16 protein-coding genes are annotated in these 13749 nt (G+C 40.0%); 10 read left to right on the top strand and 6 right to left on the bottom strand.

Annotation, left to right across the window (positions count from 1 at the left end):
• Positions 1 to 25: 25 nt before the first annotated feature.
• The 6 genes from HXT43_RS05390 to HXT43_RS05365 all read left to right on the top strand — a co-directional run bounded on the left by HXT43_RS05390 (position 26) and on the right by HXT43_RS05365 (position 6211).
• Positions 26 to 670 carry an iron transporter gene (locus tag HXT43_RS05390; protein ID WP_004105701.1) on the top strand — a complete coding sequence of 215 codons (645 nt, stop codon included), beginning with the start codon at positions 26 to 28 and terminating at the stop codon, positions 668 to 670.
• Between the two features lie 72 nt (positions 671 to 742).
• Complete coding sequence (locus HXT43_RS05385) at positions 743 to 2014, top strand: Fe-S-containing protein (protein WP_410294578.1); 1272 nt, start codon at positions 743 to 745, stop codon at positions 2012 to 2014.
• 12 nt (positions 2015 to 2026) lie between these two features.
• Positions 2027 to 3361 (top strand): ABC transporter permease, encoded by a 1335-nt coding sequence (locus tag HXT43_RS05380; RefSeq protein WP_004105697.1) that lies wholly within the window; start codon positions 2027 to 2029, stop codon positions 3359 to 3361.
• Complete coding sequence (locus tag HXT43_RS05375) at positions 3351 to 4670, top strand: ABC transporter permease (RefSeq protein WP_004574159.1); 1320 nt, start codon at positions 3351 to 3353, stop codon at positions 4668 to 4670. Before HXT43_RS05380 ends, HXT43_RS05375 begins: the two co-directional genes overlap by 11 nt.
• Positions 4671 to 4720: 50 nt before the next feature.
• A complete protein-coding gene (locus HXT43_RS05370; RefSeq protein WP_004105693.1) occupies positions 4721 to 5566 on the top strand; it encodes an ABC transporter ATP-binding protein in 846 nt (281 codons plus the stop codon).
• A gap of 45 nt (positions 5567 to 5611) precedes the next feature.
• Positions 5612 to 6211 (top strand): FMN-binding protein, encoded by a 600-nt coding sequence (locus tag HXT43_RS05365; protein ID WP_004574158.1) that lies wholly within the window; start codon positions 5612 to 5614, stop codon positions 6209 to 6211.
• 56 nt (positions 6212 to 6267) lie between these two features.
• On the opposite strand, the gene HXT43_RS05360 is transcribed toward HXT43_RS05365, so the two are convergent.
• The gene (locus HXT43_RS05360; protein WP_415707230.1) at positions 6268 to 6879 is read right to left on the bottom strand and encodes a hypothetical protein; all 612 of its coding nucleotides are present in this window, start codon (positions 6877 to 6879) and stop codon (positions 6268 to 6270) included.
• Positions 6880 to 7072: 193 nt separating this feature from the next.
• On the opposite strand from HXT43_RS05360, the gene HXT43_RS05355 reads away from it, so the two are divergent.
• On the top strand, positions 7073 to 7813 hold the full coding sequence (locus tag HXT43_RS05355; RefSeq protein WP_421780955.1) for a LuxR C-terminal-related transcriptional regulator: 741 nt from the start codon (positions 7073 to 7075) through the stop codon (positions 7811 to 7813).
• Positions 7807 to 9024 (top strand): histidine kinase, encoded by a 1218-nt coding sequence (locus HXT43_RS05350; RefSeq protein ID WP_174164275.1) that lies wholly within the window; start codon positions 7807 to 7809, stop codon positions 9022 to 9024. The genes HXT43_RS05355 and HXT43_RS05350 overlap by 7 nt, the downstream gene beginning before the upstream one ends.
• An 81-nt stretch (positions 9025 to 9105) precedes the next feature.
• Here the strand turns inward: HXT43_RS05350 and HXT43_RS05345 are convergent, their stop codons facing one another.
• From HXT43_RS05345 to HXT43_RS05325, 5 genes are all read right to left on the bottom strand, one after another.
• A complete protein-coding gene (locus HXT43_RS05345; RefSeq protein WP_004105682.1) occupies positions 9106 to 9279 on the bottom strand; it encodes a hypothetical protein in 174 nt (57 codons plus the stop codon).
• Complete coding sequence (locus tag HXT43_RS05340) at positions 9276 to 9569, bottom strand: DUF2089 family protein (protein WP_004110367.1); 294 nt, start codon at positions 9567 to 9569, stop codon at positions 9276 to 9278. The genes HXT43_RS05345 and HXT43_RS05340 overlap by 4 nt, the downstream gene beginning before the upstream one ends.
• Positions 9570 to 10017: 448 nt before the next feature.
• The gene (locus tag HXT43_RS05335) at positions 10018 to 11190 is read right to left on the bottom strand and encodes an exodeoxyribonuclease V (protein WP_004105679.1); all 1173 of its coding nucleotides are present in this window, start codon (positions 11188 to 11190) and stop codon (positions 10018 to 10020) included.
• A gap of 34 nt (positions 11191 to 11224) precedes the next feature.
• Complete coding sequence (locus tag HXT43_RS05330) at positions 11225 to 11878, bottom strand: response regulator transcription factor (protein ID WP_004105678.1); 654 nt, start codon at positions 11876 to 11878, stop codon at positions 11225 to 11227.
• A gap of 34 nt (positions 11879 to 11912) precedes the next feature.
• Positions 11913 to 12374 (bottom strand): hypothetical protein, encoded by a 462-nt coding sequence (locus HXT43_RS05325; RefSeq protein ID WP_004574152.1) that lies wholly within the window; start codon positions 12372 to 12374, stop codon positions 11913 to 11915.
• Positions 12375 to 12944: 570 nt separating this feature from the next.
• On the opposite strand from HXT43_RS05325, the gene HXT43_RS05320 reads away from it, so the two are divergent.
• Both HXT43_RS05320 and HXT43_RS05315 read left to right on the top strand, forming a co-directional pair.
• Complete coding sequence (locus tag HXT43_RS05320; protein ID WP_004105675.1) at positions 12945 to 13157, top strand: hypothetical protein; 213 nt, start codon at positions 12945 to 12947, stop codon at positions 13155 to 13157.
• Positions 13158 to 13347: 190 nt separating this feature from the next.
• Complete coding sequence (locus HXT43_RS05315) at positions 13348 to 13608, top strand: hypothetical protein (protein ID WP_004105674.1); 261 nt, start codon at positions 13348 to 13350, stop codon at positions 13606 to 13608.
• Positions 13609 to 13749: the final 141 nt, after the last annotated feature.

Below are 13749 nucleotides of genomic sequence, written 5' to 3'. Positions count from 1 at the left end.
TAACAACAAATACAGAAGGTTAGATATGAAGAATAATAAAATGACAGCAATTGCAGCTTTAGCTCTTGCTGGACTGCTTGCGCTCGCTGGATGCGGTTCCAATGGCAATTCAGCTAAAACTGATGCTAAGTCACAAGCAACCGAGCAGAAGTCTGATAACAAGTCTGATGACAAGGGCGGCGATAAGGGCTTTGAGGAGGTTCCAGTTGGTCCTCACCAAGATCAGAACATTGGACCTCTTACTATTGGTGCCGTGTACTTCCAGCCAGTTGATATGCTCCCAGCCGGTATGGGTTTGAAGGCAAGTGAAGCAAGCTTCCACCTTGAAGCCGATATCCACGCTAACCAAAAAGGTACAAAGCTTGGCTACGGTAAGGGCGAGTTCATTCCAGATTTGACTGTGAATTATGAGATTGTCGATAAGGCAAGCGGTGAATCCGTTGGCAAGGGTACTTTTATGCAGATGAACGCTTCCGATGGCCCTCACTACGGTGCAAACGTTAAGCTTGACAAGGCTGGAAATTACAAGCTCGTGCTTTCTATTGAATCCCCAGAAAAGAAGGGTTGGATGCTTCACGTCGATCCTGCTACCGGCGTAACCGGTCGCTTCTGGACTGAGCCAATTAAGGCAACCTTCGACGATTGGAAGTACACTCCTCGTCAGTGGTAGTGATAGCTAGTTAATAATTAGCGATTAATTAATAATTTTAGTAAATAATAAGTAACAGCAAAGGAGGGAGTTATGCTCAGACTGTTTGTGGCAGTTATGCCTGGGCTGCTCCCTCTTACGCTACTCACAATGGGATTAAGCACATCGCTCACTGTTGGCGAGGGGCGAGATAAGCCTCTAAGCGCACGTTGGAGATTGTATGGGCTGTCTGCAGGCACAGTTGCAGCTCTTATTTTTGCTATACTTCGCGCATCTGTGGTAATTAATCAGCGAAACTTTATTAATATGCCGGCGTTGTGCATTGCAGTTCCGCTTGATATTGCTGCAATTATTGTGGTTATCTTTTCACACAAAATAGTAAGAAATTGGCGTAATTGCCCGCTTTTAATGCACATAAGTAACGCAATTGGTGCATGTTGCTTAGCGTTTACTGTGTTTTATGCTTTGCCAGATGTTATTTTGCAGCTTACTATCTTCGTGGATTCAAGCACTCCGCCTTTTACATCAGACATGTTGCTTCGAGCGCTTGGTTTTGTGCTTGGAGTTATTGCTGCTATTTGCTTAAGCCTTATGGTTCGTTCTTTGCGCACTACATCTAACGCGATTTCTTTCAAAATCGCTGTAGTTTTAAGCATGATTATTTTGCTAGTGCAGCACATAACTTCACTTTTGCAGATTATGCAAGGAAGCATTCTGCTTTATATGGATGACTTTTCTTTCAGCGTGCTTGTTTGGCTAATTAATAACGCTCCGTTAATGATTATGGCGCAAATTAGCGTGTTTATGATTCCTGCTGCTGCATCCGTAATAATCGGCTTTAAAACGGCTGTAGTTGGTGAAAATGCTGCAGAAATTCGCACGAAGCGAGCGTTTAAAAGGAAATCTCGAAAGTCTGCGCTCGCAGCTCTTTTGGCTGCTATCACAGTAATACTTACGCTTACTGTAGGCGTATCTATTATGAATATTAAACCAACTCTTACGCCTCCAGAACCGTACGAATTGCACGATGGTGTTGCGACTATTAATTACGTTCAAGTTTCAGATGGTCATTTGCATCGCTTCCAATACAAAGCAAAAGACGGCACTGTTATGCGCTTTATAATCATTAAAAAGAATGGTGGAGCGTATGGCGTTGGCTTGGATGCTTGCGAAAACTGTGGAGATGCAGGCTACTATGAAAAAGACGGTAAGATTATTTGCCGTAAATGTGACGTAGCAATTAATTTGGCAACTATCGGTTTTAAAGGTGGTTGCAATCCGATTCCGTTCCCGTATAAGGCTGGGCATGGCAAAATCACAATTCATACTGCTGATTTAGACGTGCTCAGTTCGCATTTTAAGTAAGGGAGAGTTGCTATGTTTATGATGCGCATGGTTGCTCGATCTCTTGTGCGGCAATTGAAAAAGCGTGTGTTAATTGCGCTCGTAGTGTGCTTAAGCGCGTGCGTTAGCGTGTCAATGCTTAGCGTTGTGTATGACGTTGGAGACAAAATTAACGCAGAGCTTAGTTCATATGGTTCAAATATTGTGGTTCAGCCAAAATCTAGCGCTGTTGTAAATGATTTGTATGCTTCTCGAGAGCAGATTGATACTAATGGTTCTGGGAGTTTAAAGGCTGCGGAAAGTCACGAGTCTACTGCTTCGCTAAAAGAATCTGATGCTGCAAAAATAAAAATGATTTTCTGGGCGTTTAATATCACTAATTTTGCGCCGAAAATAAAAGTTCACGCAAATCTTGAAGCGAAATCTTCTGGCGATTTGGTAGTGCCTATTATTGGAACTTGGTTTAATCGTAAGCTTGCGCTCGCTTCCGGGGAAACAACGGTTGTTGGTGTTAGGGGTTTGCGCTCTTGGTGGAAGATTAATGCAGGTCGTTGGGCAAAAGATAATAAATCTGAAGCAATGGTAGGTGCGCAGCTAGCTGAGCGTTTGCACTTAAAAATTGGTCAGCGTTTGCGTTTGATTCGTGACGGGCGCGAGGTTTCGTTGCGCTTGGTTGGCATATACGATTCTGGCGACGACGATAATAACGCAATCTACGCAAGTTCTAGCGATGCTCAAAGCCTTGCAAATAAGCCGAATAAGGTTGATTCGATTGAAGTAAAGGCGCTTACTACTCCTGAAAATGATTTAGCGCGAAAGGCTGCTAAAAATCCGGCAGCGCTCAGCCAGGAAGAGTGGGAAACTTGGTATTGCACGGCTTACCCGAGTTCGATTACTTACCAAATTGAGGAGGTAATTCCTGGAGCTGTTGCAAAGCAGGTTCGTCAAGTTGCAGCTCTTCAGGGTAACGTATTAAATAAGACGCGCGCTGTTATGGTTTTGATGACTGCGTTAAGTTTAATTGCTGCGGCTGTTGCTGTGGCGAATCTTATGGCTGCTTCAATTTCTGAGCGTTCCGGTGAGCTTGCATTGCTTAAGGCTTTGGGTGCGCGTGATGGTGCTGTTGCTCGTCTTATGCTTATGGAAACTGCGGTTATTGCGTTTGGTGGAGCGTTACTCGGCATGGCTTTGGGATTTGCAGTGGCGCAGATTATTGGTTTTACAGTGTTCGACTCTGCGATTTTGTTCCGACCGATGGTATTTGTTCTGGTGTTCGTGCTGCTTGCGTTGACTGTGCTTGCTGCTGCAGGCTCGTCGATTCGTTCGATTTTGAGTGTGCGTCCTGCGGAGGTGCTTCATGGCAGGTAAATCTTATATGACTTCCAACAATTCTATGTTTATTACCATGCTATTTAGCGCGGTATTTCGTAGAAAATCGCGTGCTTTGATGGCTGTTATTGCAACGCTTGTTGGTGCTGCCACGCTGTTTTGTTTAGCTGCAATCTGCCTTGTTGTGCCTCAGCAAATGAGCGATGAAATGCGTGCGTATGGAGCGAATATTATCGTAACTCCAATTGAGGGCGAGTGGAAAAACGGTATTGATCGCGCAATGGTTTTGCACACAAATGATATGGTTCTTGCAAAAGGTGCTATGCGCTCTGCTACGTATCGTTACGAAAACGTGCGTATTAACGCAGCTCCGTATGTTTTAGCAGGAATAGACGTTCGTTCAGTAAAGTCGCTTAATAAGCATTGGAATGTAGACGGCTCTTGGCCTAGCAGTGGAAATGTTATGGTTGGGCGAGATGTAGCTCTTGCGATGGGCTTAAAAATAGGTTCTCGAATTGCGATTGCGTATAGATCCTCGGATAATACTGCTGGCTCGCATAAGCCAGCAGAGAAGTCTGAAAATAAGGCTGCAAATAAATCTGCAGATAAACCAGCGCAAAATTCTGTTGCAAATTCTTCAGAAGAATCTGCACAAAATTCATCTCAACAAAAGCTCGTTGAAGGCAGAGTCTCAACAGATATTATGGATACTCACGGCACAACTTTCCGCGTTTGTGGCATTTTGGACACAGGCGGCGCAGAGGATTCCATGTTATATGCGCTAAACGCAGATGTAAATTCTCTTACAGGAGTTAAGCGTGGTACGGATGTTATTGCTTACTCGTCTTCTGCTCCTAGTGTTGATGCTGTTGTGAGAAGTATTAACGACATGACTTCTATGCGTGTGCGCGCTCAGCAAGTTACTAAAGTTACTGCTGCTGATACGGGCATTATTACTATGTTGCGCAGCCTGTTCTGCATTGTGTCGCTAGTTGTTCTAGTGTTGATGATGGTTGGCGTGAGCACTACGATTTCTTCGATTGTGCAACAGCGTCGAAATGAAATTGGTTTGCGCAAAGCTTTGGGTGCGAGCGCACGGAGTATTGGCGTGGAGTTTACTGCTGAAGCTGGATTATATGGCTTCGTTGGTGGCGTTGCTGGTACCGCAGTAGGGTATGTGTTTGCACGTTTGCTTGCAGCAATGGTGTTCTCTAGAGATTTGGGCGTGAATTGGTGGCTTGTTGCGTTCTCGGTGGCGTTTAGCATTATTGCATCTTGCGTTGCTGCGTTGCCGCCTGTTTTGCGCGCTTCAAAGATCGATCCTGCGATTGTGCTTCGAGAAGAATAATTTTAAGCGTAAATTTAGAGATTGTTTAAGATTTGAGTTAAGGATTTAATATGACAGAGAATGTAGAAAATAAGTTGGAAGGCGCGGAGTCTAAGCCAAAAATGCTGTTGACTTTGGATCATATTTCCAAGATTTACGGATCTCTTCGCGCGGTTGACGATTTGTCGCTTACTGTGCCAGAAGGCGAGTGGCTTTCTATTGTTGGCTCGAGTGGCTCTGGCAAAACAACACTTATGAACATTATTGGCTGCATGGATTCGCCTTCCAAGGGTTCCGTGTCTTTGCAAGGTCGCAAACTTGAGGATTTGAATGCCGGTCAGCTTGCTGACGTTCGTAAAAACGTAATTGGCTTAGTTTTTCAAAAGTTTTATCTTGTGCCGCATTTAACGGCAGTTGAAAACGTGATGGTTGCGCAATACTATCATTCTGTTGTTGACGAAGCTCAGGCAATGGATGCTTTGGATCGAGTTGGCTTGAAGGACCGCGCTCACCATTTACCAAGCCAGCTTTCTGGCGGCGAGCAGCAGCGTGTGTGCGTTGCTCGCGCGCTTATTAACTGTCCGAAGTTGCTGCTTGCGGATGAGCCGACTGGTAATTTGGATGAAAAAAATGAGCAGATTGTGCTCGATTTGTTTAAGCAGCTGCACAATCAAGGGACTACGATTATTGTTGTAACTCACGATTCTCTGGTTGCTCAATGCGCGGATCGCGAAATTATGCTTAATCACGGTGTGCTTGTTGGTGAGCGTTGGAATAATGAGAGTGCGCGCAAAGCGTACGAGGCGATTGGTGGCAAGCCTGCGTTTACGAGTGCTCACGTTGATGAAAGTGTTGTGGAAGCTTTGCAAGACCATGAGCCTACTAAGTCGCCTAAATTAGCGAATTTAGATGATTAGTTGCGCAAGATTTTAAAATATACAAGATTTAAAGGCGATGATTTTATGATTTCAGATAATATGTTTCACGATGTTTCACGCGATGATTTGAAATCCAAAAAAGTTGCAAAAACCGTTGCTACGCTTGCAATTGTAGCTGCATCTTCTGCTATGTTGTCGGCTTGCGGTGAACCTAGTGCTGTGCCAATGAATGATGAGTTTGCTGGCAATTCTGGTCAGAGTGCAGATGATGGTGGTAATCCTTCAGGCAAGTACAATGCTGGTGCTCAGCAATCTAAGTCTTCAGCTCAAAGTGAAGATTCTGGGGATTCTAAAAACCAGTCTAAAACTGATACTGGCAATTACAAAGATGGTGACTATAAAGTCAAATCCACGTATGGTCCGGTTTCAGAAGACAGTTTTGATGTACGCTTAAGCGTTGCAAATGGAAATGTTAGCGATGTGCAAATAACGCCTCATCCGTTTACGCCGATTTCAAGAGGTCATATGGATGCATTTTCAAAGGCTATACCTGGAAAAATTGTTGGAAAGTCGTTGAAAAATTTGCATATTTCGGTTGTTGCTGGAGCAAGTTGGACTAGCGATGCCTTCAACAAAGCGCTTGATGTTGCTCGCCAAGAGGCCTCAATTCAATCCGTGCAATAAATGTACTCAAAAGTTAGTGCTCAACGTAATGGTAGATTGCCAATAAGTTTAAATCCTTAAAAATCGCTTTTATCCGTAGGGTGACCTTGTGGGCGCTTTATGACTCGACACAAAATCACTAATGCTAAGACACCATTTGCAATTCCGTAGTAATAAATCCAAGGAACGTGAATAAGCCCACAAATAAAGCATGTAATAATATTTGTTAAATTATTTGAGTAATTGTTAAGTATTTGCTTATTTTGCAATTCGACTTTTTTGCGTTTTAGTGCGACAACTTTGTTTTCTTTGGCACTTTCGCTTTTGTCGTTTTCTGAGCCGTAGCTGTTTTTAACATTGTTGTCATAGTTATCGCAATTATCGCAGCTATCGTAATTTTCAGTATCGCAAGCCTTTTTGCTGCCTGTGCTCTTAAGTTCACTATCTCTACTTATACTGTTAGTGTTATCGCTATCAAGCTCAGCTATATTATTTGTGTTACTTGCATTTTCGCCTTCAAGAACATTCTTGCGCAAGAAAAAATATGCATAAGAATACATTGCAACAGAAAGAAGTCCTAAAACAAGCCACAAAACAAAAAAGCCAAAACTACGCATAAAAGCAGCTGCCGAGGCAAACGCCATCGCAGCTACTTCTGCGGAGTGCAATACTACTAATCGTTTTGTCATATAATCCTGCTGCAATCATTATTGAAAATGAGTTTTCAACGCAACCAAAAGTCGCATACTGTCACTTATTATAATCACATTTGACTTACATGCATTACTTGTAATCATTTCTTGCTACACAATTTGCTCTATTTTGTGCGCACTTATAAAGTAAAATATAAGAAAAGTAGCGTGAAATTGCAAGAAAGCCATTATGCCAAAAACGTATGCAATAGTAGATAACGATCCATTAGTTTTAGCGGTTATGCGAAACGTGCTCAGCAAGCTTTTGCCAAGCGAGTACGCGTGCAAATGGTGCGTAAAATCTGGAGCGCAAGCTTTGGAATACTGCCAAGTAGCAAAAACTACTCCGGATTATATTTTGATTGATATGTCAATGAAAGACATGTCTGGAGTAGACGTAATACGCGCAATTCGTGAGAAAAACAATAGCATTATTTTAATTGGTATGACTTCGTATGACTGCAGATCCTATGCTTCGTCAGTAGCGCAAGTTGGTGGGCAGGCAATGGTTGCTAAAGACAATTTCAAAGGTTTGGCAGAAGCTTTGCAATATTGCGATAATCAGCACGTGTATGGCTGCCGTTGCGTTAAAGACGTTGCTTACGATTTTGCTACACCGCAAGAATCTTTTATTAGGCTTTCTAAATCAAGATCGCGTAGCGTTTTGCCGCCTCAAGAACTAAAAATCATGGATCTGCTTGCTAAAGGCTACACAACGAATCAGATTGCGGCTCAACTTGGTCTTATGTCAAACACTATTAACACGCATATTCATAGAATTTACAAAAAATTGCATGTTTCTAACCGAGTGCAAGCAATATCCGCATTTGCTGCAATGCAAAATCGTGAGCAAAATAGCAATCTGTCGTATGCTTATAATTCGCCGCAGAATCATCCGAATTTTTTGCAAGAAACGGATAGTGCATGTTAATGAACACATTTTCGCGCGTTATTGAGTTGGTTAAAAGCTGGAAAATTCAGCGAACTTTATTCATAATATTGGCGATTCTTGTAGTATCAATGGACGTGCAATCTTGCAATACAGCTGGTTTGTGGCACAATCCATTACAATCTGCGTGCCAATACGTTTGGATGTTTGCAACTTTTCTTATGATTGCTTTTCCGCGTCAAATATCACTCGTAACTCCGATTTTTTATTGCGTAACGTTAGCAGTACCAGGCGTAAATGCAACTTGTGTGCTTTTTGCGCTGCTCGCTGGCATGCTTGTTGCAGGCTTTTACGATTCGTGGAAGTATTTGCTTTGCGCTTACATAGTTTCGCTTAATATTATGTACTTTGCAAAAATGGCGTACATTCCGCTTACTTTTCCTTGTTTTGTTCTTATTTCTATGATTTGTGGCTACGCTTTGCGCAAATATTTGAACATGTTGGAAGAAAATAATCGCGCAAAAATGGATATTGTACGGAGTAAGTTCCAGTCTTATATTGCGTCTGTTGCGTTGCAATTGCATGACGATGTGAACAATGAGATTACTGATATTACGTTGCTTGCGACGGATGCTTTATATGTTGAGAACAATGAACATACAAAAGAATCGTTAGAGCAGATTATTGAACATTCGCGTAATGCACTTTCCAAAGCGAGACTTGTTATCAGCCTGCTTGAGCAAGCTGAACAAAAGTATGATGATTCTTTAGATTCAAATATTGCTAGTACGCAGTTTGTTTATAGTTCTAATAGCAATGATTGCATGAATTTGACTGATCTTTTATGCAATATTCGTGCGCGTTTACAGGCTGAACGGCAAATTTGTGAGCAGCTTGGGTACTATGGCTCTTTAATAGTGGTTGATAAAAGTTCGGGGAGTGGTGATTTTGCTGCATCTGCAACTGTTAGTACTGAAAAAGCTCAATGTGCTATTCGCATGTGCAGCGAGTTGCTTACTAATATTCGCAAGCATTGCAATACTAGCGTTGACTTTTCTATGAACGTTACTGTTGATGAGCGAGAATGCAAAATAATGTGCATGAATTCGTTGTCGAATAAGTTTGGTGGAAGACTTGTTTTTGGCAAAGGGTTACTATTCCACAAAAAATCTGTGGAACGTTTAGGTGGATCTTTAAACGCGCAAAAAGATGATGACACTTGGCTGGTCAATGTTGTTATTCCACTAAACTAGCAGTACTTAAACTCTCGAGTTATCGTGGCAGTTTTTGCGAATTTTGCAATTTTTGCCACGATAACGTGTGATTTTTGTGTTTTATAAGTCTTGTAATACAATTCTTTTATCTTCTGCAGACTGCTTAGATGACTTATCGTCTTTCTTAAGAGAATGCGCATATCGAATAAGACTTCTTGCAATAAAGAACACTAATACGCATATAACAAGTGCAATAAGAATGTCAATTATTGGACCAAATAATGCATAGCTCATGATTCATCCTTTCTTTTTCTATATTCGTTTATGAGTGTTCGAGCTGTGTCAACATCGTATTTATCGTCAATAGCAAGACTCTTTACTAAAAGAACGAACGGGTCTTCTGGTTCATTGTCGCTTATGCGCAGCTTTTCAATGAGCCGGTTAAGCCTGATTCTCATCGTTGGGTAAGAGACTTGATACATTTGCGACATTTCTTTTAACGATCCAGACGATAATACAAAGTTCTTTATAAACGACATATCTTCGTCTGTGAGATTAGCCATCCATTTTGGAATATGATCCATATCACCCCTTTCGTCAACCTATAAAACTTTAATTAAATTAAACTTTTATTAAAAATATTAAAGTTGTTATATGAGTTTGTCAAGAATAAACATGAGAGATATGACACAAAGCGGCATTTTTATGTCGCCAAAATTGTCGCTTTGTCGCCAATGGATACAAAATTTAGTCATTTTGCTTAGAGCTAAGAACGTTCAATAAGTTTATAATTTCATCAAGTTCGCTTGAAAATGTTATTCCTTTTGTATAACTATATTTTTTAAGCAAGTTATCGTGGCAAAAATTGCAAATCTTACAAAAACTGCCACGATAACGTGTATGACATAGCAACGAAACAGCATTCTGCATTGCAAATTAACCGCTTACTTGCATCTTCTGTGCAAAGCTTCGTCCAAATACTCGATTAAAACGTGTCCAAATACTCGATTAAAGCGCAAGAAAGCACAATGACTATTTCTCTACATGAAGTGGAACATGTACATTAATAATCCACGAATCGCCATCTTCAATAACTTTAAAAGTTCCGCCAACTCGTTCCGCAAGCATCTTATGAAAACGCAGTCCATATCCTAATTGCAAGTTAGCAAGAACGCCTCGTTGCGCACTATTTATACACGTAATATGACATTCATGGTCATTAAGCATTACATTCATGGCGTATTCTTTAGGTTTTGCAGCATGCTTTTTTACGTTCGCAAGCAGTTCTCTGCAAATATATTCAATTTGAGCACATTCTTCAAAAGGTAAATGTGCTGATCTCGAATTTTCAGTAGCTAAATCACTACTCAAGTCAATGGAACCAATATAGTCAAGCTTTTCAAATGACTTTTGTTCACAGTCAAATAAAACACGTAAGCCTGTGCAAAAATCTTTATAAAATGTAGTCGATTGCATAACATCGCCAGTGCTTGCAGTTGTAGCATTGTCAAGAAGAGAAATAATATTACGTGCTCTATGAACAGTTGTAGTAGCACGTTGAAGAATCTCTCGCGAATTTTCATGTTCTTGGTCATGAGTTGTTTGAGGTTCAATAGATTGTTGAGCCATCATCATAATGCTGGAAAGCTCATTAGTTACTTCATCGTGCATGCGAATTGCTGCAATAGTGGCATATTTTTGAAAAATGTTGTAACGCTGTGCAAATAACTGTTCCTGCTGTTGGTGAATAGTGGAAATATAGTATTTTACGATTGCGCTAGAAATAAGAGTGATAAGAAGCCACCACGCTAACACATAAGCGTTTTGAAAATCGCAGATAATAAAGAACCATGAAGAAACTCCGCAAGAAGAAAGCACAGTGTACCAAGGTTGAGTAATTACAGCAATTGCTAAACAAATCAATATGGTAAGCATCATAGATGAGTAGTTGATATTTGGCGCAATAATTACCAACGGCATCCAAATAAGCACAATAAAAGATGCTTTACGAGGCCATATTGCAATACATAAGCAGATTACAATCCATACTATTTCAACCGTAATTGCATGCCAATTAGAGTAGTAATGAAGATTATTATAGGAACAAATTTCAAGAATCAAAGTACAACTTATGATTGCGCCAATTCCAATTTTCTGCCAGGCATCATGCGGCAAAAAATTGATCATACGCGTTAATAATTTCATAACTACCTACTTTTACATGTTAATTTCTTACACGTTATATGTCATGCGAATATTTTGCGAGCGCAGCGAGCGCTTGCATACGACTTTTAACTTGAAGTTTTCCATAAATACGCCGTAAGTGCGTGTTGACTGTTGAAACTTTCACATTAAGCTGATCTGCAATCTCTTTCGTAGAAGATCCCTGTTTGCACAAGCGCATAATTTCCGATTCTTGAGGAGACAAAACTGAAGTCTTCGGAAGTTGAGAAATCATATTGAATGATTCTTGCGGAGTGTGAAAATAGTCAATATATTGTGGCAATTCTGGGCAACCGTAGCTTGTTGTGCGCGATTGAATAGCTGCAACTATGTCTGCTAAATTGTCTTTATGTACTAGCGCTTGACCACCCGACTTAGCAACTTGCAATACGTATTCATCCAGCATGTAGGAAGTAATGCCAATCAAAACAATATTGCTATTGCGCTCGCGAATTGCCTTAATTACATCAACACCACTCATTTCTCTCATTGACATATCTACTAAAAGTATGTCAGGAGTATTTTCTGTAACGCAACGATGAATAGCTTGTTTTGCAGAAGAACACATCCATGCACAAACAAAGTTTTCAGGCAAACGACTTCTCAGAAGAAGTTGCATATATCGCAATACAAGCGTGTCATTATCAACAATTGCGTAAGTAGTGTTCATACAATATATGGTATCTTGTTTTGGAATCCGCTTATCAAGAGATGTGCGATTGTATTGTTTTTCTCAAATTATCAAGATTGTACACATTAAAGTGCCATACGCTAGCACTTTCCGTTGGCACACTCCATTCTTCGGTTTTACCATTCGCAGTAAAGCGAATTATTTGAGTTGTTGGCTTATTTATAACTTCAAAATTAGTGAGTTGATTCCACGGAATGCGATGAAGATGCTTATCGTCTAATTTAGCTAGATTACCCGAGCCTAAAATGGTATTCGGATTAACAACAATAAACTCATTATTAGTGGCAGCAACAATACGCGCATCAACACTTTGCGCTACATAGAATAATTTAGGTAACAAAAATAGTTTGAGTAAATCTTTCCACCAAGGGTCGTATTTCATGGTAAATACATACGTCTTATCAACTGAAAGATTGTGATCTTTAAAGTACTTGACGATATCTTCTTCTCGTATACCGCGCAAAGGATTGGTCATAATAAGCACCTCCTTGTGATTCTTGTTTTGTAAATTACCAACATACTAACGTTCAAATTTTATCTACACAAATAGGCGTACTTATTTTTAACGATAGCGTTTTTAGAAAACTTTTTAAAACTTTTACGATTAGCAGTTTGTATGTTCTCAACAATCAACATTTAAGAACATTTCCGTTTTGGAACCATTCTTAAATAAAGACATATTTATGGAGTTATCGTGGCAAAAATTGCAAATCTAACAAAAACTGACACGATAACGGATGTGTTTGGGTTGATTTTTGCAGCATAAAAATTTCTACTGAGCCCAAAAATAACAATCACAAGTATTGCCAATTTTACTGTGTCACTAAATATAGTTACAGCTGATTACATGACAGTATTTTTTTATTACACTGAGAGCCATTGCACAATTTATTTGTACAGCAAAATAACGTTTTAAGGAAAGGAATTATGCGGTGAAGCGCTTAGCAAAGACAGTGTTAAAGAAACTCGGTGGTTCTGTTGGTATTGCATTTCAATTGGGTATTGCGCATGGCAATGTCGTGACCAGTGGGGTAGGTGAATCATTATGAAAAAGCAAATTTTGGCTTATTTTAAGCGACTTATCAAACGAGAAGCTACTTATATGCCGTTGACATTTATTGGCTTGCTTGGAATTTTTGCAATATTTAGTGGCAATACAATTGCTTACATTTCATCTCCAAATAGGTGGATTGAAACATTTGTTTTTACACTTATTGTTGCTTTTGCACGTGCCTTCATACCTGATGATCGTTATTGAACAATTTATTTCATAAAGATTAGCGAAATGCACACAGCACTTCGCTAATCTTCTATTTCATATTTTCTAAGTTATATTACGGTAGATTTTAATCCTATTTAGTTGTTTTTTATTTATCAGTAACTTTTTGGTTGCTGTCTAGGATGCTAATATGCAATATTCATAGATTACATTAAGAAGAAGGAATATCATGAGTCAAGATTTTGGAGTAAAAAATTGGAATCCATCTGCTGCAGCAAATACTAGTGACGATGACGATGAGCTTTCTGAAGAAGATTTTGATAAATTGGCTGCAGAGCTTGAGCAATTCTTTACCAAGTATGTAGTGTTAGAAAATAATAAGTTTGTAGTTCATGACGATGCGATTATTGCCGATGGTTATGGAGAATATTTAGAAGGCTTTCACATCTTAGCAGAAAAATTCACTGCTGGTCTTGAAGAGGACAGATAGCGTAAATTAACCACGATAACGCGTATAACATAGCGAATGTGCAATTAAAGTTATACGATACAGTCGCGTAATCAGTTAAAAAATATTGCCTGTTCATCAACGATATTGATTAACAGGCAATATTTTCAAAACAACAAAATT

The sequence above is a fragment of the Gardnerella sp. DNF01195 genome (genome assembly GCF_049244175.1).
GTDB lineage: Bacteria > Actinomycetota > Actinomycetes > Actinomycetales > Bifidobacteriaceae > Bifidobacterium > Bifidobacterium leopoldii.
The sequence above is the reverse complement of the archived record's forward strand: the minus strand, read 5'-3'. Positions and strand labels throughout refer to the sequence as shown.